Below are 23,097 nucleotides of genomic sequence, written 5' to 3' on the forward strand. Positions count from 1 at the left end.
CACGTTTGGCAGCAAGCCCCATATAAAATTTTGCCTCACGCGGAAGTGGTCGTGATGACGTGCATTGGGATATTATCGTTCACGCTTCGCGATAATTGTCACAAGCCCCAACACCTTCTGCGACCACATCAAGCAGGGCGTCTACATCATTTAAAAGAGCTGCTATGCGCGGACTGCTGATCCGGTAGCGAATGAAGCGCCCATCGCGGTCGCTGGCGACAAGTCCGCAATCCAGAAGGCATCGCAAATGATTTGACACGTTGGGCTGCGATAGCCCTGTGCGTTTGACGATCTCGTGAACAACCAACGGTCCTTCACACAGCACGCCCAGTATCGCCAGCCGGCTCGGGTCGGCAAGACCGCGAAAGAGCTTTGCCCTACGCTCGATGCCAGCGGCCGCAGCATTGCGGTCGGCGAAGACTTGCATCATATCACTCCTTGCTGATATGTTTGAACTTGATCCACTTTAGCAGGAGTATTGCACCGATGGCCAACACCGAAAGCACCGGATCGACAGCAGATACGTCGACCGTCCGTTACCGGGTTTCCGGAATGGATTGCGCCAAGGATGCCGCCCAGATCGAGCGGGCGGCGCAGTCTGCGGGTGTCGCGCCCGACGCAGTGAAAGTATCAGCGGCGACCCATATCATGACTCTGAAAGTCCCTGAAGCAAGCCTGCCGGAGATTGAAAAAGCCGTTGAGACAACGGGATATGGGTTCGACCGCAGCGAGAGCGACGAGGACCTTCAGCAAAGTGCGGCCCATCAGGACCCGGGCTACCGCCGCGCGCTCTGGATCGTCGTGATTCTAAATGTCGGTTACGGCGTTCTGGAAATGATTGGTGGGTTTATTGCCGGGTCACAGGCGGTGAAGGCCGACGCGCTGGATTTCATCGGCGATGGCGCGATCACCTTCCTCGGCCTGCTGGCCATCGGTTGGAGTCTTCTCTGGCGGGCGCGGTCGGCCCTGATCCAAGGCATCTTCCTTGCCCTGCTCGGTCTTGGCGTCTTTGGGACAACCATCATGCGGGCATTCGAGCCGACAACCCCAGACGCCACGCTGATGGGGCTTCTGGGCCTGATTGCTCTTGTGATCAATGTCATCTCCGTGCTGCCGTTGCTGCATTACCGGAAGGGGGACGCGAACATGCGTGCCGTCTGGCTGTTCTCGCGCAACGACGCCATTGGCAATGCGGCAGTCGTTGTCGCGGCCGGTCTGGTGGTTTGGCTGGGTAGCGCGTGGCCCGACCTCATTGTCGCCTTCGGCATCGCCGGGTTATTCCTGCATTCTTCCTGGTCGATCATCCGCGACGCGCGGTCCGATCTGAAGGCGGCGGCATGAACAACCGCGTTCTGGGTGGGCTCTGTGCGATTGCAGCTTTCGGTTTCGATCAGGGCACCAAGGCGCTTGCCCTGAACACCCCGGCGCTTGAACATGGGGTCGAGGTTCTGCCCTTTCTCAATCTCGTGCGGGTTTTGAACGATGGGGTCAGCTTCGGTATGCTCGGCGGGGTCGTACCCTGGTGGGGCCTGGTCGCACTTGCTGCCGTGGTCGTGGCATGGCTGCTGATCTGGCTATGGAAGGCTCCGGACGGGCTGACAGGTGCGGCGCTCGGTCTGATCATCGGAGGCGCGCTTGGCAATATCCTTGATCGTCTGCGCTATCAGGCCGTCCCTGACTTTCTCGACTTCCATTACGGGTCATACCACTGGCCGTCCTTCAACTTGGCTGACGTGGCGATCTTTTGTGGGGCAGCATTGCTGTTCTGGGACAGCTTTCGCACCTCGAAAGTCAGGCCGGAAAATCGGGAACAAGACAATCGCAAGGGAGATGTCACGGGGGGATAACAGCTAACAGGCAAAGAACTTTGGGAGGGAATTCGGCTTGAGATTTTTGGATTGGATTGACCGTGGCATTCGCGGCATCGGCGTCGTGACTGCGTGGCTGACAGTTGTTTCGATTGCTGCTTATGGCGCGCTTCAGATGCTGGATCGCAAGCTACAACTTGGCGTGTCGAGCTATTTGCCGGACCTGTCCACGTCACTGCTGTTCATCCTAATTTTCTTGACCTTTGGGTATACCTATCTGCGCGACGGTCACGTGCGCGTTGATGTTCTTCGCAGACATTGGTCCGCCCGCCGCATTGCTTGGATCGAACTGATTGGCGGCCTTTTTATCCTTCTGCCGCTCGCCGCCATCCTGACCTACTACGGATGGGACGGTTTGATGCGCACCACGAAATACGCGGAAACCCAGTTGTGGGCACAACGCATTGCCGGGGTCATCGGCCCCATCCTGCTGGCTCTTGCCGGGATGATCGTAGCCCTTCGCAACATCGCCTTTCTGACAGGGAGACGTGCGCAAGGTGCACCGGAACAAGCAAGCGGCCTGCACAATGGTGAATGAGGTCCTCACGGTTGCCATGCTTGTCGTGATGGCGATTGGGGTTTTCAGTGGCTTTCCGGTGGCGCTGGTGCTCGCGGGGACAGGCTTCTTGGGGTTTGTCGCTGCGGTTTGGGTGGGGATCACTGATTTTCAGCATCTGGGGCTGATCTACCTGCGGGCCCGTGGTGTACTGACCAATGAATCAGTCCAATTCACCAGCGTTCCAATGTTGATTTTTCTTGGCCTGATCCTGAATGCCAGCGGGATTGCCGAAACCATGTTTCGCTTGCTGGGGCGTCTTCTGACAGGCGTTCCCGGTCGCTACGCCATTGCGACTTTGCTGATCGGCCTCGTTCTTGCGCCCGCCGCCGGGGTGATCGGTGCTTCCGTCATAACTGTGGCGTTGGTGGCCTATGCCCCGATGATGGCGTCGGGCTACGCACCGCGAACCGCAGGAGGCGCTGTCGCAGCTTCTGGAGCATTGGGTGTCGTGTTCCCGCCAGCCGTGATGCTGTTCTTCATCTCGAACGTGTTCTATCTGCGCATCGGATTGATGTATGTGGCCCTCATCGTACCTGTGCTTCTGATGGTCATGGCCTTCGCGGTCTACTTTGCGGTCACGTTGAGAAAAACGGTCGAAATCCCGCTGGACACACCCAAGACCAATCTTGTGTCAGACCTCTTGTTTGTACTCGCGTCTGTCGCGGTCATCGCATCCATTTCGCTCAGCATCATTCTGGGCTTTGCGACACTAACAGAGGCGGCTGGAGTAGGGGTTTTTGGCGCGCTATTGGTCGCGCTGGCGCGAAAGCGCTTGTCTTTCTCATCGTTGAACTCTGTCACAGTGCAGACAAGCACGATGACGTCGATGGTCTTCTTCATCGTATTGGGCGCATCGGTATTCTCGCTCAGTTTCCACCTGGTCGGTGGACCGGACGTCATCTTCGAGTGGATATCCGCATTCGATCTCACCCGGTGGGAACTGTTGGCGATCCTCCTTGGCGTGATCATCATACTTGGGTTTGTTTTTGACTGGATCGAGGTGCTGCTGGTCTTTGTACCCGTACTGATGCCGATTATTTCAGATCTCGACTTCGCAGATCACGTCGGCTCTGCCTACTTTGCGCAGATCTGGATCGCTGGCCTGATTGCGTTGGCCTTGCAAACGTCCTTCCTGACGCCTCCCTTCGGCTATGCCCTGTTTTTTGCTAAGATGGCGGCACCGAAGGTATCAACCTATCCGATATCTATCGCGGAGCGGTACCTCTTGTTGCCATTGAGATCGTATTGATCGTGGCGCTGATCTCGTTTCCTCAGCTTATCACTTGGCTCCCCGAAATGGCCCTTGGGGATGCGGATGCGCCGCAGCTGATCCAGCGGTGACAGATGTTATGGGCGCGGACGCCGTGCTTTCCTTCGGAGCGGCACTGCTGTTTCGGCACCGTGCCCGCCCCGCGAACGGCGAGGCAAAAAAGGCCAGAAAAAGAGAATAGAAACAGGAGGATAGCCGATGTCTAGCATGCCATCTGCAACAGGCTTTGACAGCACACTCGCCCTGCTGCGCAACCCGTATGGGTTCATTCGGCAAACTTGCCGCCATCTCGACGCAGACCTCTTCGAAACGCGCATTCTTCTTCACAAGACAATCTGCATGACTGGCGCTGCCGCGGCAGAAGCCTTCTATCGGGAAGAGCAGCTGATCCGCGAAGGCTCGATGCCAAGCCGCATACAAAAGACCCTATTGGGTGAAGGCGGCGTTCAGGGATTGGACGACGCTACCCACCAGCACCGCAAGAAGATGTTCATGTCGATGATGGGGACCGAGCATATAGCCGCGCTTCAGGGCATGTCACTTCACATGCTGGACAACTTTGCGCCGGACTGGGAGGCGAGGAACGAAGTCGTTTTTTACGACGAAGTGCGCGAAATGCTCACGAGAGCCGTTTGCGCCTGGTGTGGGGTTCCGATTCCCGAGGCGGAGGTGGCGACCCGAACGGCGCAGCTTACATCGCTTTTTCAGGACGCCGGTGCCATCGGCCCGAAACATTGGGCCGCGCGACTGGCGCGCCACCGCCTGGAAAAATGGGCAGCACGGATGATCCAACAGGTCCGCGATGGCGAGCTTCAGCCGACGCAGGAAAGCGCCCTTCATTTCATCGCGACATGGCGCGATCTCGACGGGGAGTTGTTGAACCCCAGGGTGGCCGCCGTAGAGTTGCTGAACGTCTTGCGTCCGACCGTGGCGGTGTCTGTATTCATCGTGCAGACGGCGCACGCCCTGTACAGGTACCCAGAATGGCAGGAGAAACTGCGGAACGACGAAGGACTGCTCGAACCCTTCGTTCAGGAGGTCCGCCGCCTCTATCCATTCTTTCCTGCGGTCGCGGCACGAGTCAAAAGTACTTTCGAGTGGCAAGGGTATCGCTTTCCCAAAGGACACCGGGTTCTGCTGGACCTCTATGGTACGAACACCGATCGGCGTTCATGGGATGCGCCACTTGAGTTTCGGCCCGAACGGTTTCGGGGCCGCGCCGAAAACCCCTTCGACTTCATTCCACAGGGCGGCGGCAACCACTACACGAACCACCGCTGCCCGGGTGAATGGATCGCGATCAGTCAGATGAAGGCGTTTTGCAGGTATCTTGTGAACGACATCGACTACGATGTGCCGGATCAGGATTTGGAGCTTGACCCAGGAGAGCTGCCATCACTGCCCCAGAACCGGTTCATCATGCGCAACGTCAGGCGTCGGCAGTAGCTTCGGCCTCACCCGGCCCGACCGACCGCGCATCCTTCGTGGCCTCGAACGCCTCCCACGCAACGTAGGGCACGATCAGAAGCGCCGCGACCGGATCGGCCCACCACCAGCCCATCCATTGCGTCAGACCGATTCCGGCCAACACCACAATGGTCTGGTATTCGCAGATCATGGTATCCTTGGCATCGTATTTCAGGGCGGGTGAATCGAGCCGCTTGCCGTAGCGATACTTGCCCCAGGCCAATAGCGGATTGACCACTAAAGAGACAAACAGGATCGCGATCCCCCACCAATTGAAGCCCGGTGCCTCCTGCGAGATGAAGGCGGACACCGCCTCGTAGAGGATCGCGGCGACGACGATCCAGAAAGCACAGGCGACCACATAGAGCGCGACCTTCTTGCGATGCAGGACCGTGCGCTTGTCGCCACCGTCCTTCTCGGCCTTCAAGCGCCAGATCAGCGTCCCGGCTGAGGTGGCTTCGACCGTGCTGTCGAGGCCCCAACTCACTAGTGCGGCGCTGCCGGTCAGAAGTCCAACGGTGACGGATACGACGACCTCGATGAGGTTGTAGACAAGGCTGGCGATCTCGACGCGGATGCCGCGTGTCAGATTGGTTTGTCTATCATTTTTCTGCTTGCTCATGATGCGGTAACCCCTGATATATTCTATAAGTTCCCGCCGAGAGTTGGTTACCTTGTCATCAGTATCTCGCCATTTGGAAGCCGACATTGTTCTCCTTCTAAGCTGCCTCAATAAAGGCGAGCTTGCCCCTCATACATGAAAACAAAGGGTTTCGGACCTTTCGCGTAGCCGGTGTCGAGCCGCTCCATGCGGAAGCCGTTCTGCTCGACCAGAGTGTCTGTCTGGCGGTCAAGGTGACAGTTTCCGGCACAATGCTTCCAGGCAGGCGTGAGCCAGCGCTGCCAACGCTGGACACCGGGTTCGGGCGCTGTTCCATGCTCGACGAAGCGGAAGGCGCCATCCGGCTTGAGAACGCGCCGGATCTCGGCCAGCACCTTCTCCGGTTCCGACACGCTGCAGAGCGTCCAGGTGGCAACCACGCAGTCAACGCTGCGATTTTCCAGCGGCAATGCTTCGGCCACGCCCTCGATCATCTCCGTTGTCGGCGTCAAGCCCTGAGAAGCCTGCGCGGCCCGATGAAGGAGTTCCGGCGACGGGTCCACACCGACGATCTGATCCACGGCGTCGGGGTAGAGCGCGAGGTTCAGGCCCGAGCCGATCCCGATCTCCAGCACGCGGCCCTTCGCACCTGAGACCTCGCGCCTTCGGTAGGGAAGAAGCTGTTCCTGACCCATGGTGAGATGCGTGAGGCCAGGAAGTATATGTTTTTCGTAGAACCGCACGAGCTGTTACCCTATTCGTCCAAGAACCGGAAATGCATCGAGCATCCAGTATGACAGCGCGCTCAACTGTCCAGTCATCATCGCCAGTCCCATAAGGATCATCACGACGCCTGCAATCTGGTGGAGGCGGCGGCCAACCCGGCCGATGGCCCGCAACCGTCCCGCAATCTGATCGGTGAATCCGGCCACGATCAGAAACGGTATCCCGAGGCCTGCGGAATAGACGGCAAGCAGCATGACGCCTTCGCCCATCGTGGCGCTCGCCGCACTGGCTGTCAGGATTGCGCCGAGGATCGGGCCGATACACGGCGTCCAACCGAAACCGAAAGCAAGACCGAGGACATAGGACGCAGCGGGTTGGCCCCCGGGGATGTTGAGATTGAACCGGAAATCGCGTTCCATCACTGAAACACGCGCGGCCCCGATCATGAAAAGCCCGAAGACAATGATGATGCCGCCCCCAACGAGGTTGAGTTCATACCGCCACCGAAGAAGGGCCTGACCCAATGCTGTCGCGGATGCGCCAAGCCCCATGAAAATGGTGGAGAAGCCGAGGACAAAACACAGGCTCAGCCAGACCGCGCGCGACGGCGAGGCCGCAGCCGCCCCGCCTTCAGCGGCTGTGCGCCCGGCCACGTAAGAGACATATCCTGGCACAAGAGGCAGCACGCAGGGAGACAGAAACGATATCGTACCGGCCAAGAGCGCGGCGGTGAGCCCCAGAAGCGAGATATCTACCATGAACCACGTTCACCCCTGAATAGCTTGCGCAAGGGCACTCTTGTGGCAGCCCAATATGCCAGGGTCGGGACGATGATCCATTGCAGCAGGGGCGTGAGACCGGCGTCGATGACGGGGACCACCGGCATGATGTCGCGATAGGCCCAGGCCGCACGGATTACGATGTTCAGCCACTCGCTGAAGATCGTGTAAGAGACGCCCATGGCCACGGCCAAAAGCAGGACACGCCCTGCGCGTTCCGACGGCCATGCGTGCCCTCCAACAAGAAACAAGGCAAGCAAGAGCGTGCTCATGGCGATCAACAGGTCTCCGCCGGTGCAGTGCACGACCGCGAACACAATCTCTCCCCAGGTGCCTTCGACCCAGATCGTGTAGAGCGGGATATGTGCCATTTCCCAGATCAGGTGTCCGACGGCGGTATAGACGATGTATCGGCGGATGACGGACAGCCATCCGGTATCGCTTGTCTCAATGGTTTCTGTGTTTGCTGTCATGCTGGGGGTCCGTTCTTCGATCAATGCGCGTTGGTCAGGCCGTTGACGTACAGGATCATGTTGATGTGCCGGAAAGCGGAACCCGCAAAGACCCCGGAATGGCGGTTGCCGCGCGCGATAACATGCACAAGCGGAGCTTCGGGACGGTCTGGCGCAATCGCGCGATACTGATCGATCAGATTCTCTATTGGCACTTGTGCGCGAGCAATGACCACGTTCTCGGCAATCGGTCCGGGAACCGGATCACTGGCGTCGGTCACCACAAGGAAGGTCACCATGTCCAGCATGGGAGATGCATTCACTCCGCCCCTCACCTTTTCAAGAAGTGCCTGCTGGTCAGCACAGGGCGACCCGCAGTTGGACGGGACGGAACTAAGAACGACGACCTGATCGGAGAGGCTTTCCAAGTCCAACGGTTCTCGGTCAGGGCCGAGCAGATCCAACGCAGGAAGTTCGTTGATGTCAACGGCAGTGAAAGCAGGTTCTTTTTGTGCCATCACCTCGTCAAGACGGTCGCCAGGATGATCTGCGTAGGCCGGGAGGCCCGCGACGAGGGCTATCAGCAGGAGTATGTTTTTCATGGCTGTTACTCCTTCGGTCCCATTGCGCCCGGTCCGAGAACCGGGACGCTGATTTCCATTCGGGCACCCGATGCGAATGTCAGGATCAACGGCAAATCGGTGCCTTCTTCGAGTTTTTCCGACAGACCCATCAGCATCAGATGCATGCTGCCGGGCGCGAGGGTCACTGGTTCTCCGGAGGGCAGATCCAAGGCGTCGATCTTGACCATTCGGCTAACATCATCGCCGCCGGTCTCGACGGCGTGAATGGTGACGTTTCCAGCGATGAGTGTGGTGATCGCAACCAGCTGATCACTCTGATTGCTCGTGAGCGTGAGATAGGCCGCAGCCGGACGCGAGGCGAGGATGCTCGCGCGGGCCCAACCGTCCGATATCGTTACATCGGCCGATGCGAAAAATGGCCAGAGAGTTAACGCGGTTGCAAGTGTCGTAATTTTCATTTGGCAAGTTCCATTGTTTATAGCTTTTTGCGGATTTCCTGCGCCAGCGCCTCGGGCGGTTGGCCGCCTTCCTGATAGACCGCCTCAAATTCGCCACCGGGCCGCATGAGGTATATGTGCCCGGCATGCGCCATGAAATAACCGTCCGGCGCGCTGTCATCCTCGGTCCGCTTGTACCATGCGCGGAAATTTCTGGTGGCCTCGGCAACCTGCGCTTCAGTTCCGGTCAAGCCAATCAGTCTTGGATGAAAGACTGACACATATTCGGCCATAACTGGCACGGTGTCTCGCGCAGGATCGACAGTGATAAAGATCGGCGCCACCTGATCCGCATCATCACCAAGCAAGTCCAGAACGCTCGACATGTAGGCGAGTGTGGTGGGGCAAATGTCGGGGCAGTTGGTGAAACCAAAAAAAACAAGTTGCCAGCGATCAGAATAATCAGCTTGGGTCACCTCCTGTCCGGTATGATCCGTGAGTGAAAGTTCGGATCGAATATCCGCCTCGCCCGAATAGCGGACAGTCTTCGATCCATTGCCGAGATACATTTCCAAGGCAGAGAATATTGCGACCCCGGCAATGGCCACAAATACCGCGCCCCACAATATGGATCTCAGGAGCCGCGCTTCCGGAGGGGTTTCACCGGGTTCAATCGACATCTCCGGCCTCCGCAATCAAAGCCTGAAGATCGGCCTTTTCCAACAATCCGGGAACGAGCGTTTCCCCGATCAGAAATGTCGGCGTGCCGGATATTCCAAGCTGCCGTGCGAGATCGTGAGACTTTGCGATATGGGCATCGACTTCAGGCGCGTCCATATCTGCCTGCAACTGGTCGTAGTCCAGCCCTGCCTGCTCAGCGGCCCTTCTTATAAAGACGGCATTGGCGCGCGGCTGCGCCATCAGGGCATCGTGGAAGGCCTCGAATCCGTTCTGTTTTATCGCCGCCAGCGACGCCCGAGCCGCCAGTTCGGAGTCGGGTCCGAGAATCGGCCACTCCCTCACGATGATGCGCAAGTCCGGGTTCTCCTCTATCAATTCGAAAAGGACCGGAGCCGCGCGTCGGCAATAGGGGCAGTTGTAGTCGAAGAATTCGACAACCACGATGTCGCCCTCAGGATTGCCCATCACGCCGGTGTTTGCGTCCGCAAGCAGGAGTTCACCCACGCGCTGAATCGCAGCCCGTTGTTCGGCCTGGGCTTGTGCCTGAGCCTCTTCCTGGAAGGCCAGGAGCGTATCCACCAGAACTTCCGGGTTCTCGCGGATGGTTTGCAGGATCAAGGCTTTGATGGCCTCTTGCTCAACCTGATCGAGCGGCGTCGATTGCTGGGCCAACGAAATCGTGGGCGTGGAAATCAGCGCCCAGAGGAAGACCGCAAACACGCGAAGGGCAGTTTTGAGTATCATCTATTTTTCCCTGTCAAATCGCCGGGGGCCTTGGCCCCCGGCGATGATTGATCAGCCCTTGTCGGTCGAAGGGGTGGTTTCATCCTCGGAGTTGTTCATGGCCTCCATCATCTCGGTGCAGGCCTCCATCATCGGGCCCATTTTCTGCATCATCTTCATCATGGGCATCATGCCGTCCATGCCGGACATATCGCCGTCCATCATATTGCCGGCCATTCCGTTCTCACCGTCCATCATCTGGCCGGACGAACCGGTGTTGTCCTGGGCGAATACACTGGTGGCCAAAAGCGCGGATACGGCAGTCGCCATGCTCAGTTTCTTGATAAGTGTCATTAGTTTCTCCTTAAGGTTTCTTGAGGTTTTCGGGTTCAGTCCCTCGGCAGGCCCGGCTCTGCGGCCGTGCTCTTGTTGTCACATGATTTCGATTTGCACATCACGCAGGCACCCAGCCCGCACATCACGGCGCAGGGTGCCAGCGCCAGGATCAGCGGAGCGGCCCCGATCGCCGTCACCCAACCCCAGTTCAGGTAAAGCCCGGCACCGATGATCGTCATTGACGCGAGAATCAGGCTGCGCTGTCCAAATTGTGGCCGCCATGGGCGTGCCACCGGATTCTCAGTGTGAGATGAAGTTTCAGACATTGGTTATTCACTCCTTTCGTTGATGAGATTCTGAATCTGGGCCATGACCTCGGGACTGTCCCATTCGGCCGGCCCGACAAGCCTGCCGCGCTCGAAACCGTCGCGGTCGATCAGGATCGTGGTGGGAAGGCCCACTACGGCAAACGCTGCCATCACCCGAATGTCTTCGGCGAGGTATGTATCGAGATGACGAAGACCGATTTCGTCGTAGAAGCGGCGGACGATCTTCATTCCGGCGCGGTCGATCGACAGCGGCAGGACATGGAAGTCGCCGCCGCCCATTTTCTCCTGCAAGGCGTCGAGCGTCGGCATCTCTTCACGGCAGGGAACGCACCAGGTCGCCCAGATGTTCAGTAGGACCACCCTGCCCCGGAAATCCGCCAGCGTGAGATCGCGGCCTTTTCCATCGACGAAAGGTGGCGACAGCATCTCCCGCGGCTTTTCGTGAAGCGGCATTAATGGTCTGGCTTGAACCGGCCCCGCGACGCCGAGCGCCGCCATACCAGCCAATAACTCGCGTCGTTTCATGATCCGGCTCCTTCCTGAAGGCGCCGCACCACGGGAAGGATGTCTTCCTCCAGGGAACGACGGTCAAAGGGGCCGATATGCTTGTAGGCAATTCGGCCCTCGGCATCGATCACGAAGGTCTCGGGCAGGCCGTAAACGCCCCAATCGATGGAGACGCGCCCGTTCCGGTCGGCGCCGATGCGGGTGTAAGGGTCACCAAGCTCATCGAGAAAGCCCAATGCCTTTTCGGGACGGTCCTTGAAGTTAATGCCGAAGATCGGGACTTCACCCTGCGCCGCCAGTTCGTTCAGCAACGGCATTTCGACCCGGCACGGTACACACCAGGACGCCCAGACGTTGACCAGGGACACCTGCCCCTTCAGATCGGCCGTCGACAGGCCGTTCGGCAGGCCTTCTATCGGCGGCAGGTCGAACTCGGGCACCGCCTTGCCAATAAGCGGTGACGCTAAAGTATCGTCACCATTGAACAGCCCCCAGTAAAAGCCCGCGCCGATGAGGGCGAAGATCGCGACTGGCATCATAGTTAGTAGCCGACCCTTCCGGCGGCGGGGTTCCTCGGTCACGCTCATAAATCACCTTTGTCGTTGGCAGATACTTCCGCCTGGAATTCGCGCTGTCGATCCGGCCAGGTGCTTTTGATGTAAGAGAGAACATCGGCAATCTCGTCGTCGGTCAGAATGCCATCGTACGCCGGCATGTCGCTTTCGTAGCCGGGCACGACGGCGCCGACGCCGCCTTTGGTCACAATAAAGAGGTTCCGGTCCGAATGGTGCCAGGTATGGCCGGTTTCGTCATGTGGCGGCGCGGGCATGCGCCCATTGTCCAGACGCCGCCGCCAATCGGGCTGTCCTTCCAGATCGGCACCGTGACAGGATGCGCAATTCTCGGCATAGAGTGTCTCGCCTGCTGCGATGTCGGCTACAGTCACGGGGTCGCCAAGGAAGGTCAATCCGTCCACCGAAGCTTCGTCGCTTTCCGACTGCGCGAGGACGGCAACACCGATCGCGGTCAATGTGGCAACAGCGGCACCGATTGTTGCGGCCCGCCTCATGTCGCACTCCTGAGGTATTTCACGAGTGCGACGATGCTGAGCAGCAGAACCGCGGCGACGAGCAGGAGCAAAAGCCCTCCACCGAACATCATCACCCCCATCATCGGGCCGGTCATCATATCCATGCAGTTACTCATCGGAGTAAACGGTGATCCCGCCCTCGCCGAACGCATAGGTCTTGAGCGTACCGGTCTTTACGCGTGCCATTCCTGGCGCGTTCGAAGGCATGCCCGGCAAAGTAATGCCGGTGATGTCGGGCTTCTCCGTGACCAGCCTTTCCAGGATCTCCGAGGGTACCAATCCACTGACATAATAGCCTTCGATCTCGGCCAGATGACAGCCGAGCCCCTGCTCGGGAACGCCGACTTCGATTGAGCGCTTATCAAAATCCCGATCGTCGATGCGTGTCACCTGATAGCCGTTCTCTTCCAGATAATCGGCGTAGCTGTCGCAGCAACCGCAGCCCGGATCGCGCCAGATCGTGATCTGCTTCGTTCCGTCTGACACGTCGGTACTTGCGGGACCGGTCGCGTCTTCGGTGCTTTGTGCTGAAGTCAGCGTCGTGAAAGTGAAGGTTCCGCCGACGCCAAGTGCAGCAAGCGAAGCCAGGACATATCTTCTGTTCATGGGGTTCTCCATCATGCGACCGCGAGCGCGGCCCAGGTAGCGCCGCCATCGCGGCTGAGGTTCAGGGTGCCGTTGAGGAGGGCGGCTATGTGATTTTCGTCCCTAGGGTGAACCGCGACGGCCCTCCCCTGCCCTTTTGCCTTGTGCGTCCAGATCACGCCGCCGTCCTGCGACGCCCACACCCCCGACGGCAGTGCCGCGTAAAGTGTAGACGGTGCCGCAGGGGCACTGGCCAGTGACAGGACCGGCTCGTCCGCCGGCAGGGGTGCCTCGGCAGGTGGCGTGTCGCCCGTCACCAGCGCGTCCATCGCATTGCCGGGCTGAACGTCTTGCCAGCGGCAGAAACAGTCCGGAACACGGGTCAGGCCTTTCTCGGTTCCCGCATAGATCCAGATGCCGCCCATTCCGGTTTCGAGATCGACCGATGCCAGCGTCAGCGGGTCACGCTCGGCTGCGTCGAGCCAGGGCCTGTCCATCGCCAGGGCCCAGGTTGCGCCTGCGTCCTCGCTCTTCCAAAGGCCGTCGCCGCGGATTGCGGCATAGATCATGTCGGGGTTTCCGGCGGCCACGGCCAGCGCGGTGACCTCGCCGGAGGCAAGCCCCTCGCTTCGGGCAGCCCATGTCGTTCCGCCATCGTCGGACACGGTCACCCCTCCCCGCGCCAAACCGGCAAGGAGACGTCCGGGACGCGCAGGATGCGTGGCGATCGAGGAGACCGGGGAAGGTGTTGGCCTGTCATGCCAACTGCGACCGTCATCGGGGCTCGCCCTCAGTGTTGCGCCTGCGATCAGCAGCGTGTCGCCATCGAAGGCGAGCGTTCGAATATCGGCCGCCCCGTCGGCCGCGCGCACCGCGCCGGGCAACACGAGCACTGCAGCTGCACCCATACCCAGTGCCAGGAAGTGGCGTCTGTCCGGCTCAAAATTCAAGGTGCTGTTTGTCATTTCTTGTCCTCCTCCGGGTCTCATGCGACGCGGATCACGCCCATCATTCCCGCGGCTTGGTGTTCGAGAATGTGGCAGTGGAACATCCAGTCGCCGGGATTGTCGGCGACGAAGGCGATCTCGACCCGTTCGCGGGGCGCCATCAGCACCGTGTCCTGCCATTCACGATGCTGCGTCGGCGTACCATTTCGGCTGATCACCCGGAACGAATGGCCATGCAGATGGATCGGGTGGTCGAAGGCGGTCGCGTTGGTCATCTCGAGGATGTGACTGGCACTGCGTTCCAACGTCAGGAACGGATCGAGCACATGGCCCTCGGCGGCCTTTCCGTTGACAAACCAGATGCCGCGCCCGTCATGCATCATGCCCATCATACCGCCGCCCATCATGCCGCCACGCGGCTCGAGGCCCATTTCGCGTTCCACCATCATGCCCATCATGCCGCCGGTGAACGTCACCTCATGACGCTGCGCGGATCTCAGGTTAGGTTCCGGAATGGGGTTGGTGGGCAATGCGATCGGCCAGTCGGGTGTGGCCTCGCGCAGGGCGGTTTCAGCGTAGGTGAAATCGAGGACTCGAAAATCGTTCCCGCGGTACGCACGGTCTACAAGCTGGGCTTGTGCGCCTGGCTTGCCGGTGCAATCCAGGATCACATCGACGCGCATTGCGGGTCCAAGAACGACAACACCGTCCCGCGGCTCATGCGGTGTGACGGGTTGCCCGTCGAGCGCGATGATGCGCGGTGTATGGTCCCCGAAATCGAGTGCGAAGATCCGGGCATTCGCCGCGTTGATCAGGCGGAGGCGGATCCGTTCCCCCGATGCCACCTCGAGTGTTTCCGGCACGTGACCGTTGATCGTCACAGTGTTCCCGAGGCGGCCAGCGTGGCTTAAGTCATGGGCATTGCCGAAATCATCCGAAATCGATGCGTCCTCGGCCAGACGCCAGTCGTCCAGGACCCAAGTAACATCGCGGTCGACCCGAGGTGGATTGGCCTCCTCGACGATAAGGGGACCGTAGAGACCGCGCCCGACCTGCTCGAAGCTGCGCTGATGTGGGTGATACCAGAAGGTGCCGGCATCGACTGCATCGAATTCGTAGACGAACTTGTCGCCCGGGGCGATCGGTCCCTGTGTCAAGTGCGGCACCCCGTCCATTGCGTTGGGAAGCCGGATGCCATGCCAATGCACAGTGGTTTCCTCCGCAAGGTCATTCATAACCTCGACCTGAAGGCGATCACCTTGTCGAATGCGGATCTCCGGGCCCGGGACCTTACCGTTGTAGCACCAGGCCGCAGTGTCCGGATGTGGCTCGGGAACAAGCCGTGTGCTTCCCGGTGCGGCCCGGAGTGAGAATTTCCGGGTGGCGGCTTCTGCCATCCTCGGAAAAGGCAGGGTGGCGGACATCACACCCGCGAGCGACGACGCGACAAAGGCGCGGCGCTTGACGGTAGTTTTGTAGTTGAAAGACATCGGACTGGGGCTCTCTGATAATTCGGTCCTCCGCCGGAGCCAAAGCGGCAACTGCGGTTGGGGAATACCCGCAGCGCGAAGCAGCATGGCTCCGGCGTCACGGCATGACACTGCGGCTGCGAAGCCGCGGCGCGTGTCAGTTCAGAGAAGGAATCTTGGAGGCTGTTTGGCAGGTGGGCTGATCAGACCGCGAAAATCCCGCGCGATCGGCAGTCCATGGGCGCTCGAAACTGCAATTAGACCAAATTCCGCCGAGGCTCCCACCAGCGCGACGGCGGTCGCCGAGTTGCACACGAAATCGCAAGCGATGCCTGAGGGTCCCGCCGAACCATCGCACGCCTCACAGTCGGCACCTGGCATTTCAGCTCCGGCTGCGATCATTTCAGATGCCATTCTGGCCGAACCGGCCGCATGCACAACCGAGCTTGCCGCGAAGGCGGCAAGGACGGCTATCATGATGAGGCGGGCGACAAAGTGCATGCGGCTAATTTACCAGTGTTCAGAGGGTTGTTCCAGCGGGATGTTTTCGCGTCCCCGCGAGGTCGGAAGGCGTCAGATCATCCATTATCGGGCAGTCGGGACGATCATCGCCATGACACCGAACAACGAGATCACGAAGCGTCGCGCTAAGCGCCTGCAACTCCTCGATTTTTTGATCCACCCGCGCGAGGTGACTTTGGGCGATCGCCTTGACGTCGGCGCTGGACCGCTCGCGGTCCTCGTACAATGACAACAGCGTGCGACATTCCTCGATGCCGAAACCCAACGACCGCGCCCGGCCGAGAAACGCCAGCTTGTGCAGATCCTGAACAGCAAAATCGCGGTACCCGTTTTCACGCCGCGACGGTTGCACGAGTCCGATATCCTCGTAATACCGGATTGTTTTTGCGGGCAAACCGCTCTGTTCCGAAACATTTCCAATGTTCATAGCTGGCAACCCTCTCCTTGAAACACCAGATAGTCCTTCCACCTACTGGAAGGTCAAGGACGCTTGGCAATCTTTTTGTGACGCCCCTTCAAAAAATGAACCTGTCCCAACTCCCATAGTGTTCCTCGCTGCGCTTCCCACGCGACAGGCTGAGCGCGATGAGAGCGATCCCGGCGAGGATACCGACAAGGCTGCCTGCCACCGTGCCTCCGCCCAGGAACCAAGGCGCGACAATGAGCCAGAGGCCGAAGAGGATGTTAAGGAACCGCAACGGGCGCGCGACCTCGGCCCAGGCGATGACCGCAGTGGTCAGGACCAGTGCGCCCAGCAGGTGATCGCTGTTCGCCATGGCCGCTTCATTGCCAAAGATCGCGCGCGACAACATCAGGAAGACCCCGATCGCAGCACTCAGCCCGAGTGTCCATGGTACGGTGACGCCGCGTGCGCTTTGTCGAAAGATCTGCATCGGTCGCGCGTCGAAGCTCATTTCGCCCCCCGTTGTGCCACCGGGCAGAGCATCGCCCCTGAAGAACGCGCGCCAGAACGGTCTGCCCCGGCGCGTATTCCAGACCATGAACTGCACCATCGCGACGATTTCATCGAGCGAGAACGGGATCATGATCAGCATGGCCAGCGCCGCCATCAGGCAGATCGTGCAATAGGTGCCGATGGCAATCGGCTGAATGATGATGAAATAGATGCTGATCACGCCAAGCGGCCCGACAACGATGCCGAAAAGTGCGACCATCCAGGGCATCGTGCGCCAGCGCAGGCGGCTGCCCATCACGCCCATCATGATCTCAAACATATAACTCATTGCGCCAAGGCCGCCGTCGGCAATGGGCCAGGCTTTCGAGACATCGGAGGTGATGATGTATTCGGTGCCATTCAGCGCGACCGGCGATGAAAAGAACGGCTCCCACACGCCGTCTACATGGCCGAGCTGGTAGGCCGACAGGATGCGCGACAGGATGAAGCCCACGACACCGAGCGCGATGATCGGCAGGCGCTGGACATAGGTGGAGGGGCAGTAGGTCCAGCCGGGCGGGATATCGGTATCGTCCATCATCCCCTCGCGCGACATGCCCGGCATCATCGGGATCAGGATTGTCAGCGCGACCACCAGCGCGCCGATCAGCGTGTCGTTGGCATAGACGGCCGCGTCCGGCGTCCAGAACACCAGCGGCGCGGCCAGCAGCCAGACGCCGAGCGCGGCATTCACCCATTGCGCCCAGCCGTTACCATGGCGCAGCGACAGGGCGGCAAAGACCATGATGGCAAGTCCGGTGAAGACATTGTTCCACGCGGTCAGCCAACTGCGTGTAGCGGCGGACCACAGCCCGCGATCCTCCGTCACGCGCTGGACCGCCGCGCTGAATTCGGTCTGATCGAAGGTGCCGAAAACCGATGGCGCGGTGGCCAACCACAGGCCGAGCGCCATGACCAGCCAATGCACCCAGAGCATAGAAAAATGCATCTGCCGCATGTGTTGATCATGCTCGCGCCGATCCGCGTTCGCCTCGGCCTCCGTCGGTGCATGCTCTGCAGCCTCTTCCGCCACGGCGTTTTCGACCTTGGCCGCCGAGACCCGTGCGGCGTTCAGCCCGTTCGCTTCGTACCATTCGTAGGGATCGTCCTTCAGGCGCTGAAGGATGCCCGGCATGTCGTCGCGCAGACTGTGTTCAGGCGTCCAGTCCAAGTGCTTTTTCGCCGCCGAAAGGTCTAGCTCGTAGTGATCGCTGGAAATATCGACCATCCATGCCCTGATGAAGGCATCCTCCCCAAATACCTTGTTTTCCGTCCAGGCGCCGAGCTTGGCCAGTTGGGACGGCACGTTCCAGGTGATCCAGTCCTCGCCATGCAGCTCGCGCCCGATCAGGCGCTGCAACTCGCCGAAGGGTATCGGGTCGGCCTCGCCCAGTAGCACCGGAAAAACGTCCGGCAGCTTGACGCGCCGATCAACGATACGTTCCACCGCGTCTAGAAAATCGTCGAGATGCAGGAACGCCTGCCCGCGCGACAGATCGCCAGGATAAACCTTGCCGCTGAATCGTCGTTCGTGAATGCGGGCGATCTGGTGGGTCAGAAAAGTCGACTGCCCGTTGTCATCGTAGATACCGGCGGGGCGCATCAGCACGAGTTTCTCGTCGCCCCTTACCTCGCGCAGTACCTTCTCCGTGCGCACCTTCGATGCGCGGTAAGGAAACCTAGGATCGAGAGGATGATCCTCGTCTATCGGCTCCCCCGGCTCGGTCGGCGCATGGGCAAGCATGGTGGAAGCGAAGACGAACTGTTCAAGCTCAAACCCCTGAAGACCCTTCAGCAGCCGTTTCGAGCCTTCGACTGTAACGGCATCATACGCCGGATCATCCTCGCCGCTGAGATCGAAATAGCCCGCAAGGTGAATGCAGGCGGAAATCCTGTCGCCGTAAGCCAGCCGCACACGATCAAGCGCGGTATCGACACTTGCCTGATCGGTGATGTCGAAACAGACGCACTCGGCCTGATGCGGCGGATGGGGCGGCGAATACCGGTCAAGTCCGACGACGCGGTAGGACCCGTGCAGCCGTCGCACCACCGCGGCCCCGAGATACCCGCTCGACCCGGTAACTATAACGACCGGCTTGCTTTCATCTGCCATGGCGACGCTCCGGCCTTCCGCTACGTACGCAGGTATTTCACCAGCGCAATAACTGCGAGAATCAGCACCACGATGACAAGGAGCCAGACAAGTCCCATTCCAATCATCATACCGCCGCCCATCATTCCACCATCCATCATGATCTTCTTCCTTCTCTCAATTGCTAAGCGTTCAACTAAGTCATCCGCATTTGGTTTCAATTTCCAGCGCTGGAAGGTTGGAGGCCGCGGTTGCGATTGAAATGTTCAATGAAGAAAAAAGCTTCTATTGGCCTTCCTGCTACGAACGCGGACTTCGTCGCGTTATTCTCGCAGCGGGATGGCTTCACAAACGACATTGTATCCGTTTGTAAAGTTGACCAACCGGGAGATGCAGCCATAGAGGTGCTTCGGATTTCGATCTCGGGACAAGGGTGGAAGCGAGCCAAAAGATGATGCGAACCACGTTGCGCCTATTCTTCCTTCTCATGGCTTGCCTTTGGGCCTCCATGGGCTTTGCTGCATCGAGCGATACCTACGAGAATTCAACAATCACGGCCCGGCTCATCTCCGTTGAAAATGGGGTCGCGGAAACCTCCAGAACCCTTTCCCTTGGCCTGGATGTCGAGCTGGCCGAGGGCTGGAAAGCCTATTGGCGTTCGCCCGGCGAGGTGGGTCTGCCGCCTGAAATTTCATGGGATGGATCGGAAAATCTGGTGAGCGCACAGATGCTCTGGCCCGCGCCTGAGCGCTTCACGGCATTCGGCATCGAGAATTTTGGCTACAAGACCCGTGTCGTCCTGCCCATTCAGGCAGTTCTCGAAACTGCGGGCCAGTCCGCAACATTGCAGGCGCGTGTTTCATTGCTGGCGTGCTCGACTGTCTGTGTGCCGCATGATTTCGATCTCGCACTGACAATTCCGGCGGGCACCGGGATTGACGCGAAGGCGGCGGGCCTGATTTCGGAGTATGCCCAGCGGGTGCCGCTTGGTCCCGAAGAGAGCGACATCATTGTCGAAACGGCGGTGATCGCGGATGATGCGCTTTATGTGACGGCGCGCAGTGCGAATGCCTTTGTGAAGCCGGATATCTTTCCGGAACTGGGGCCGGAATTCACCTTTGGCAAACCGGACATCCGAACCGATGATGCGGGAACAGCCCTTTGGGCCAAGCTGCCTCTTCTCGCGCAAGGGGAGGATCCGCCGCCCCTGCAACTGACTTTGACCGATGGATCACGCGCGGTGACAGCGCAGCCCGCTTGGTCAGACCGCATCCCGGGTGCACCATTCGAGGTTATGGCGAACCTGCCGGATCTGACGCAAATCCTGGCGATTGCGGCCTTTGCCTTTCTTGGCGGTCTGATCCTGAATGTCATGCCCTGTGTTCTGCCTGTCCTGTCCATCAAGCTGACATCGGTTCTCAATCATGGAAACAAGCCAGCGCACGAGGTCCGGAATGGGTTCCTGATGTCGGCGCTTGGCGTTCTGGTGTTCATGTGGGCCCTCGCCGCAATCATTCTGGTTCTGCAATCCGTCGGCGTCACCGTTGGGTGGGGCCTGCAATTCCAAAGCCCTGTTTTCCTGACCGTCATGTTTCTGGTGCTTGCCGTGTTCTCTGCCAATCTGTTCGGGGTGTTCGAAGTTTCATTGCCCTCCGGGTTGCAGTCACGGCTGGCCAGATCAAGCGGTCGCGACGGGTATGGCGGAGATTTTGCAACAGGCGCCTTCGCGGCGGTGCTGGCCACGCCCTGCTCGGCCCCGTTTTTGGGGACAGCGGTTGCCTTTGCCCTGTCCGGGCGCCCGATTGATGTCATTCTCGTTTTCACGGCTCTGGGGCTTGGGCTCTCCCTGCCCTATCTGGTTCTGGCGGGGAAGCCTGGTCTGGTCCGGTTGTTGCCCAGGCCGGGACGTTGGATGGTTGTCGTCAAATGGGTGCTTGCCGGTCTTCTGGCCGGGACCGCGATCTGGCTGCTCTGGGTACTGATAGGGGTGGCGGGTGGCCGGGTGGCCATGACCGTGCTGCTTATGACGAGCCTTTTCATTCTTCTCGCAACAATACGTTTGCCGGGCAGATTGACGCGCCCGACAGCGCTGGTGGTGGTTGCTGTTCTCAGCCTTCTGGTGCCGACGGCGCTGACAATCCCGCCGCAGACGAGAGCGGTGGGCCAGGACTGGGTCGCGTTCGATCGCTCCGAGATACCGAAACTGGTGTCGCAGGGAAAAACCGTCTTTGTCGACGTGACCGCAGACTGGTGCCTGACGTGCAAGGCCAACAAGACGCTGGTGCTGGACCGTGCGCCCGTGGTCGACCAACTGCGGGGTGATAATGTCGTTGCGATGCGGGCAGACTGGACTAGGCCCAGCACTGACATTTCCCGGTATCTGGAAAGCCACAACAGGTTTGGCATCCCGTTCAACATCGTCTACGGGCCAAACGCGCCAGACGGGATCATCCTGTCCGAGGTTCTGACGTCCGAAGCCGTTCTCGACGCGCTGAGCAGGGCCGCACTTGGCGACCCTGTGACCGCTTTGAAAACGGATGGTTAGGCCTAAAAGAGGCCCATCGCACGCGCCGACATCCAGACGCCCATGAATATCATCATCAGGTTTTCGGTCAGGGACACGAAACCCAGCGGCACGTTTGAACCGCCGCCCACGCAGGCGCACTTGATCTCGCGCTTATCGATGTAGACGGCCTTGAAAACTGAAGCCGCTCCGACCGTACCGATGAACAGTGCAACAGGCGCGCTGATCCAGACCAAGGCACCGGCGACCATGAGAATACCGGCAAGTGCTTCGCCGAAGGGATAGACATAGCCATAGCGCACCCATTTCTGGGCAAGCAGATCGTAGTTCAGAAACATCGTGGAAAACGTCTCGACGTCCTGCAGTTTTTGAACAGCAAGAAAGCTCATCGAGATCGCGATGAACCACTCGAATGCCCGCAGCGTCAGGATCGAACCGTAAAACGCCCAACTGAGACCAAGCGCCATAAGGAATGCGACCGCGAATATCGCAATGACGGGTTGATAAGTCGTCTCGTCGTCATCCTTTACGTCCTGGCCGAAAAATTCCCTCAGCGCGTCATAGCCACCAATTCTTTCATTGCCGATAAAGGTCTGCGGAGTCGTTTCGACACCGTGTTCTTCCATGAAAGCATCCGTTTCCTCGCGGGTGTTCAGAGGCCGGTCCTCAATCGAATACCCCTCCCGCTCAAGCAGGTCCTTCGATTTTCAGCCCATAGGGACAAACATGCTCCTCCATCACCATTCGGTACAAAACCGCCGTCTTCGGGGTGGATTTTGCCTCTCTCGTCATGACGCGTTCCTTTAAATCCTTTAACCGTTGCAGGTCCAATACCCGGTAAATCCGACAGTCAGAGGCGTCTCTCCCGTCAATTCAAACAGCAGGGTGGCGTCTTCACCGTCCGCGTCACCCGGCGCCAGCGTGAATTGGCCACCATCGGCAGACAGGACGCCACCGGACGTCACTGTGTCTTGCGACGTGAAGTTGACCAGCGATCCGGATATCTTGGCGACGCCGTTCCCCGCCCCGTCCGTGACCAGAATGGGATCGGCGTTCACGGCGCGAATGAAACGGCATTGTCCGTCGGACCCCAGTGCGCGTGTTATTTCTTCGGCTTTGAGCGGTGCAGGACGGATTCCGGCAATCACCGGGGTTGCAATCGCTTCTTGAAGCCCCTCCATTTCAGCCGGACCGTCCGCTTCACCAAGTGGCCATTCAGGACCGGCTTCGCCATTTGCCTCAATGTCATCTATGAGGAAACGCATTTCGGAAATTTCGCGATTTTGCGCCGTCACGATTTCCGAAGCCAGAGCCTTGACCCGTGGATCTGTCAGCTCGGCCCGTTCGCTTGTCATGATCGCGATGGAGTGGTGCGGGATCATCGCGCTCATCCAGCTTTCGTCCTGAATGGTCTCCTGGCTTCTCACGAGCCAGAGCGCGCCGGCAAACATCACGACAGACCCGAGAAAGATCGCGGCGTTGACGCCCTTGTTCTTGTACATGTTCAACATGAAAAGGGTAAACGGTGTCGCCACCCCACATTGCCGACGGGATCAGCCATTGCGAGTTGATACGCATCCAAAGAAAAGGAGTG

29 protein-coding genes and 1 pseudogene are annotated in these 23,097 nt (G+C 59.4%); 6 read left to right on the forward strand and 24 right to left on the reverse strand.

Going from position 1 to position 23,097, the window contains the following annotated elements:
• Positions 1 to 79: 79 nt before the first annotated feature.
• Positions 80 to 427 carry an ArsR/SmtB family transcription factor gene (locus MF270_RS24945; protein ID WP_425442834.1) on the reverse strand — a complete coding sequence of 116 codons (348 nt, stop codon included), beginning with the start codon at positions 425 to 427 and terminating at the stop codon, positions 80 to 82.
• Between the two features lie 59 nt (positions 428 to 486).
• Here MF270_RS24945 and MF270_RS24950 point away from each other — a divergent pair, with 59 nt between their 5' ends.
• The 5 genes from MF270_RS24950 (at position 487) to MF270_RS24970 (ending at position 5,143) form a co-directional block, all read left to right on the forward strand.
• Complete coding sequence (locus MF270_RS24950; protein ID WP_076695178.1) at positions 487 to 1,341, forward strand: cation efflux transmembrane domain-containing protein; 855 nt, start codon at positions 487 to 489, stop codon at positions 1,339 to 1,341.
• Positions 1,338 to 1,847: a signal peptidase II gene (lspA, locus tag MF270_RS24955; RefSeq protein WP_076695180.1), complete on the forward strand. Its 510-nt coding sequence runs from the start codon at positions 1,338 to 1,340 to the stop codon at positions 1,845 to 1,847. The genes MF270_RS24950 and lspA overlap by 4 nt, the downstream gene beginning before the upstream one ends.
• A 37-nt stretch (positions 1,848 to 1,884) precedes the next feature.
• Positions 1,885 to 2,406 (forward strand): TRAP transporter small permease subunit, encoded by a 522-nt coding sequence (locus MF270_RS24960; RefSeq protein ID WP_237219245.1) that lies wholly within the window; start codon positions 1,885 to 1,887, stop codon positions 2,404 to 2,406.
• Positions 2,357 to 3,676 (forward strand): TRAP transporter large permease subunit, encoded by a 1,320-nt coding sequence (locus tag MF270_RS24965; protein WP_238368389.1) that lies wholly within the window; start codon positions 2,357 to 2,359, stop codon positions 3,674 to 3,676. Before MF270_RS24960 ends, MF270_RS24965 begins: the two co-directional genes overlap by 50 nt.
• A gap of 219 nt (positions 3,677 to 3,895) precedes the next feature.
• On the forward strand, positions 3,896 to 5,143 hold the full coding sequence (locus MF270_RS24970; protein ID WP_238368390.1) for a cytochrome P450: 1,248 nt from the start codon (positions 3,896 to 3,898) through the stop codon (positions 5,141 to 5,143).
• Here MF270_RS24970 and MF270_RS24975 read toward each other — a convergent pair.
• From MF270_RS24975 to MF270_RS25070, 21 genes are all read right to left on the reverse strand, one after another.
• Positions 5,127 to 5,786 carry a cation diffusion facilitator family transporter gene (locus MF270_RS24975; RefSeq protein ID WP_198039720.1) on the reverse strand — a complete coding sequence of 220 codons (660 nt, stop codon included), beginning with the start codon at positions 5,784 to 5,786 and terminating at the stop codon, positions 5,127 to 5,129. The genes MF270_RS24970 and MF270_RS24975 overlap by 17 nt on opposite strands.
• A gap of 107 nt (positions 5,787 to 5,893) precedes the next feature.
• Positions 5,894 to 6,508: a class I SAM-dependent methyltransferase gene (locus MF270_RS24980; RefSeq protein WP_083716750.1), complete on the reverse strand. Its 615-nt coding sequence runs from the start codon at positions 6,506 to 6,508 to the stop codon at positions 5,894 to 5,896.
• A gap of 6 nt (positions 6,509 to 6,514) precedes the next feature.
• Positions 6,515 to 7,249 (reverse strand): cytochrome c biogenesis CcdA family protein, encoded by a 735-nt coding sequence (locus MF270_RS24985; RefSeq protein ID WP_009824512.1) that lies wholly within the window; start codon positions 7,247 to 7,249, stop codon positions 6,515 to 6,517.
• Complete coding sequence (locus tag MF270_RS24990) at positions 7,243 to 7,743, reverse strand: hypothetical protein (RefSeq protein WP_067264422.1); 501 nt, start codon at positions 7,741 to 7,743, stop codon at positions 7,243 to 7,245. The genes MF270_RS24985 and MF270_RS24990 overlap by 7 nt, the downstream gene beginning before the upstream one ends.
• Positions 7,744 to 7,763: 20 nt before the next feature.
• Positions 7,764 to 8,324 carry a cytochrome-c oxidase gene (locus MF270_RS24995; RefSeq protein WP_076695183.1) on the reverse strand — a complete coding sequence of 187 codons (561 nt, stop codon included), beginning with the start codon at positions 8,322 to 8,324 and terminating at the stop codon, positions 7,764 to 7,766.
• Between the two features lie 5 nt (positions 8,325 to 8,329).
• A complete protein-coding gene (locus MF270_RS25000) occupies positions 8,330 to 8,764 on the reverse strand; it encodes a copper chaperone PCu(A)C (RefSeq protein WP_076695185.1) in 435 nt (144 codons plus the stop codon).
• 17 nt (positions 8,765 to 8,781) lie between these two features.
• Positions 8,782 to 9,423, reverse strand: a complete 642-nt coding sequence (locus MF270_RS25005; RefSeq protein ID WP_076695187.1) for an SCO family protein — start codon at positions 9,421 to 9,423, stop codon at positions 8,782 to 8,784.
• Positions 9,413 to 10,168 (reverse strand): DsbA family protein, encoded by a 756-nt coding sequence (locus MF270_RS25010; RefSeq protein WP_076695189.1) that lies wholly within the window; start codon positions 10,166 to 10,168, stop codon positions 9,413 to 9,415. Before MF270_RS25010 ends, MF270_RS25005 begins: the two co-directional genes overlap by 11 nt.
• Positions 10,169 to 10,219: 51 nt before the next feature.
• Entirely contained in the window at positions 10,220 to 10,501 is a 282-nt protein-coding gene (locus MF270_RS25015; protein ID WP_076695191.1) for a hypothetical protein, read from the reverse strand.
• A gap of 35 nt (positions 10,502 to 10,536) precedes the next feature.
• Positions 10,537 to 10,722 (reverse strand): hypothetical protein, encoded by a 186-nt coding sequence (locus tag MF270_RS25020; RefSeq protein ID WP_083716751.1) that lies wholly within the window; start codon positions 10,720 to 10,722, stop codon positions 10,537 to 10,539.
• Between the two features lie 90 nt (positions 10,723 to 10,812).
• Positions 10,813 to 11,337 (reverse strand): TlpA family protein disulfide reductase, encoded by a 525-nt coding sequence (locus MF270_RS25025; protein WP_076695195.1) that lies wholly within the window; start codon positions 11,335 to 11,337, stop codon positions 10,813 to 10,815.
• The gene (locus MF270_RS25030) at positions 11,334 to 11,906 is read right to left on the reverse strand and encodes a DsbE family thiol:disulfide interchange protein (RefSeq protein WP_198039721.1); all 573 of its coding nucleotides are present in this window, start codon (positions 11,904 to 11,906) and stop codon (positions 11,334 to 11,336) included. Before MF270_RS25030 ends, MF270_RS25025 begins: the two co-directional genes overlap by 4 nt.
• Positions 11,903 to 12,388 carry a c-type cytochrome gene (locus tag MF270_RS25035; RefSeq protein WP_076695200.1) on the reverse strand — a complete coding sequence of 162 codons (486 nt, stop codon included), beginning with the start codon at positions 12,386 to 12,388 and terminating at the stop codon, positions 11,903 to 11,905. The genes MF270_RS25030 and MF270_RS25035 overlap by 4 nt, the downstream gene beginning before the upstream one ends.
• The gene (locus MF270_RS28270) at positions 12,385 to 12,513 is read right to left on the reverse strand and encodes a hypothetical protein (RefSeq protein WP_254903793.1); all 129 of its coding nucleotides are present in this window, start codon (positions 12,511 to 12,513) and stop codon (positions 12,385 to 12,387) included. The genes MF270_RS25035 and MF270_RS28270 overlap by 4 nt, the downstream gene beginning before the upstream one ends.
• A gap of 4 nt (positions 12,514 to 12,517) precedes the next feature.
• On the reverse strand, positions 12,518 to 13,015 hold the full coding sequence (locus tag MF270_RS25040; RefSeq protein ID WP_093743767.1) for a DUF411 domain-containing protein: 498 nt from the start codon (positions 13,013 to 13,015) through the stop codon (positions 12,518 to 12,520).
• An 11-nt stretch (positions 13,016 to 13,026) separates the two neighbouring features.
• Positions 13,027 to 13,959: a sialidase family protein gene (locus MF270_RS25045; protein WP_237219247.1), complete on the reverse strand. Its 933-nt coding sequence runs from the start codon at positions 13,957 to 13,959 to the stop codon at positions 13,027 to 13,029.
• Positions 13,960 to 13,979: 20 nt separating this feature from the next.
• Positions 13,980 to 15,431, reverse strand: coding sequence for a multicopper oxidase family protein (locus MF270_RS25050; RefSeq protein WP_238368391.1), 1,452 nt, complete (start codon positions 15,429 to 15,431; stop codon positions 13,980 to 13,982).
• 141 nt (positions 15,432 to 15,572) lie between these two features.
• A complete protein-coding gene (locus MF270_RS25055) occupies positions 15,573 to 15,911 on the reverse strand; it encodes a hypothetical protein (RefSeq protein ID WP_068241743.1) in 339 nt (112 codons plus the stop codon).
• A 19-nt stretch (positions 15,912 to 15,930) separates the two neighbouring features.
• Positions 15,931 to 16,359, reverse strand: coding sequence for a Cu(I)-responsive transcriptional regulator (gene cueR / locus MF270_RS25060; RefSeq protein ID WP_074837422.1), 429 nt, complete (start codon positions 16,357 to 16,359; stop codon positions 15,931 to 15,933).
• Between the two features lie 88 nt (positions 16,360 to 16,447).
• Positions 16,448 to 19,000 (reverse strand): NAD-dependent epimerase/dehydratase family protein, encoded by a 2,553-nt coding sequence (locus MF270_RS25065; RefSeq protein ID WP_074837423.1) that lies wholly within the window; start codon positions 18,998 to 19,000, stop codon positions 16,448 to 16,450.
• A gap of 20 nt (positions 19,001 to 19,020) precedes the next feature.
• Entirely contained in the window at positions 19,021 to 19,200 is a 180-nt protein-coding gene (locus MF270_RS25070; RefSeq protein ID WP_068241738.1) for a hypothetical protein, read from the reverse strand.
• 233 nt (positions 19,201 to 19,433) lie between these two features.
• Between MF270_RS25070 and MF270_RS25075 the strand changes: the two genes are divergently transcribed.
• Positions 19,434 to 21,524, forward strand: coding sequence for a protein-disulfide reductase DsbD family protein (locus MF270_RS25075; protein WP_081285562.1), 2,091 nt, complete (start codon positions 19,434 to 19,436; stop codon positions 21,522 to 21,524).
• A gap of 2 nt (positions 21,525 to 21,526) precedes the next feature.
• Here the strand turns inward: MF270_RS25075 and MF270_RS25080 are convergent.
• Together MF270_RS25080 and MF270_RS25085 are read right to left on the reverse strand one after the other, a co-directional pair.
• Positions 21,527 to 22,247: pseudogene (locus MF270_RS25080) on the reverse strand (MauE/DoxX family redox-associated membrane protein).
• 68 nt (positions 22,248 to 22,315) lie between these two features.
• Positions 22,316 to 23,005, reverse strand: a complete 690-nt coding sequence (locus tag MF270_RS25085; protein ID WP_237219248.1) for a DUF305 domain-containing protein — start codon at positions 23,003 to 23,005, stop codon at positions 22,316 to 22,318.
• Between the last annotated feature and the right edge of the window lie 92 nt (positions 23,006 to 23,097).

Source organism: Mesobacterium pallidum (assembly GCF_019966535.1).
Classification (GTDB): Bacteria; Pseudomonadota; Alphaproteobacteria; order Rhodobacterales; family Rhodobacteraceae; genus Mesobacterium; species Mesobacterium pallidum.

Bases quoted from the DNA above. Each gene is read 5' to 3' on its own strand.
- MF270_RS24945 (WP_425442834.1), bottom strand. From the start codon at position 427: ATGCAAGTCTTCGCCGACCGCAATGCTGCGGCCGCTGGCATCGAGCGT.
- MF270_RS24950 (WP_076695178.1), top strand. From the start codon at position 487: ATGGCCAACACCGAAAGCACCGGATCGACAGCAGATACGTCGACCGTC.
- lspA (WP_076695180.1), top strand. From the start codon at position 1,338: ATGAACAACCGCGTTCTGGGTGGGCTCTGTGCGATTGCAGCTTTCGGT.
- MF270_RS24970 (WP_238368390.1), top strand. From the start codon at position 3,896: ATGTCTAGCATGCCATCTGCAACAGGCTTTGACAGCACACTCGCCCTG.
- MF270_RS24975 (WP_198039720.1), bottom strand. From the start codon at position 5,786: ATGAGCAAGCAGAAAAATGATAGACAAACCAATCTGACACGCGGCATC.
- MF270_RS24985 (WP_009824512.1), bottom strand. From the start codon at position 7,249: ATGGTAGATATCTCGCTTCTGGGGCTCACCGCCGCGCTCTTGGCCGGT.
- MF270_RS24990 (WP_067264422.1), bottom strand. From the start codon at position 7,743: ATGACAGCAAACACAGAAACCATTGAGACAAGCGATACCGGATGGCTG.
- MF270_RS24995 (WP_076695183.1), bottom strand. From the start codon at position 8,324: ATGAAAAACATACTCCTGCTGATAGCCCTCGTCGCGGGCCTCCCGGCC.
- MF270_RS25000 (WP_076695185.1), bottom strand. From the start codon at position 8,764: ATGAAAATTACGACACTTGCAACCGCGTTAACTCTCTGGCCATTTTTC.
- MF270_RS25005 (WP_076695187.1), bottom strand. From the start codon at position 9,423: ATGTCGATTGAACCCGGTGAAACCCCTCCGGAAGCGCGGCTCCTGAGA.
- MF270_RS25010 (WP_076695189.1), bottom strand. From the start codon at position 10,168: ATGATACTCAAAACTGCCCTTCGCGTGTTTGCGGTCTTCCTCTGGGCG.
- MF270_RS25015 (WP_076695191.1), bottom strand. From the start codon at position 10,501: ATGACACTTATCAAGAAACTGAGCATGGCGACTGCCGTATCCGCGCTT.
- MF270_RS25020 (WP_083716751.1), bottom strand. From the start codon at position 10,722: ATGACGATCATCGGTGCCGGGCTTTACCTGAACTGGGGTTGGGTGACG.
- MF270_RS25025 (WP_076695195.1), bottom strand. From the start codon at position 11,337: ATGAAACGACGCGAGTTATTGGCTGGTATGGCGGCGCTCGGCGTCGCG.
- MF270_RS25030 (WP_198039721.1), bottom strand. From the start codon at position 11,906: ATGAGCGTGACCGAGGAACCCCGCCGCCGGAAGGGTCGGCTACTAACT.
- MF270_RS25035 (WP_076695200.1), bottom strand. From the start codon at position 12,388: ATGAGGCGGGCCGCAACAATCGGTGCCGCTGTTGCCACATTGACCGCG.
- MF270_RS28270 (WP_254903793.1), bottom strand. From the start codon at position 12,513: ATGGATATGATGACCGGCCCGATGATGGGGGTGATGATGTTCGGTGGA.
- MF270_RS25040 (WP_093743767.1), bottom strand. From the start codon at position 13,015: ATGAACAGAAGATATGTCCTGGCTTCGCTTGCTGCACTTGGCGTCGGC.
- MF270_RS25045 (WP_237219247.1), bottom strand. From the start codon at position 13,959: ATGACAAACAGCACCTTGAATTTTGAGCCGGACAGACGCCACTTCCTG.
- MF270_RS25050 (WP_238368391.1), bottom strand. From the start codon at position 15,431: ATGTCTTTCAACTACAAAACTACCGTCAAGCGCCGCGCCTTTGTCGCG.
- MF270_RS25055 (WP_068241743.1), bottom strand. From the start codon at position 15,911: ATGCACTTTGTCGCCCGCCTCATCATGATAGCCGTCCTTGCCGCCTTC.
- cueR (WP_074837422.1), bottom strand. From the start codon at position 16,359: ATGAACATTGGAAATGTTTCGGAACAGAGCGGTTTGCCCGCAAAAACA.
- MF270_RS25065 (WP_074837423.1), bottom strand. From the start codon at position 19,000: ATGGCAGATGAAAGCAAGCCGGTCGTTATAGTTACCGGGTCGAGCGGG.
- MF270_RS25075 (WP_081285562.1), top strand. From the start codon at position 19,434: ATGCGAACCACGTTGCGCCTATTCTTCCTTCTCATGGCTTGCCTTTGG.
- MF270_RS25085 (WP_237219248.1), bottom strand. From the start codon at position 23,005: ATGTACAAGAACAAGGGCGTCAACGCCGCGATCTTTCTCGGGTCTGTC.